Here is a 314-nt window from a genome sequence, read left to right as displayed (position 1 = left end):
AGGGCTGGACAGAACCGGGGGACTTCACAGGACTTAAAGGCAGTCAGCGAAGCCCTGTCCTATCTCCGGCAAAAGGGGCTTTCCACTGTGGAGGACTTAGAAGCGTTTCTGGAATCTTCCGGGAAATCAGCCGCAGATTACCGCAATCAGATGAAGCCAAAGGAAGCCCGCAGCAAAGTGATTGACGGGATTCTTGCCAGCCGGACAGACTGCAAGGAATGTAAGCCTGTCTATGAGAAGTACCAGAAGATATTTTTCAAGAAAACAAAGGAGAAATTCAAACAGGAACACCCGGAGGTTGCCCGGTATGAGAA

Annotated in this window: 1 pseudogene; it reads left to right on the top strand. The window is 50.3% G+C overall.

Annotation, left to right across the window (positions count from 1 at the left end):
- Window positions 1–314: pseudogene (locus DWX32_RS20420) on the top strand (MobQ family relaxase); the annotation flags it as partial.

This window comes from Blautia sp. AF19-13LB (genome assembly GCF_003479105.1).
Classification (GTDB): Bacteria; Bacillota; Clostridia; order Lachnospirales; family Lachnospiraceae; genus Fusicatenibacter; species Fusicatenibacter saccharivorans.
Note: the sequence above shows the minus strand (reverse complement) of the source record. Positions and strands in the feature narration are given on the sequence as shown.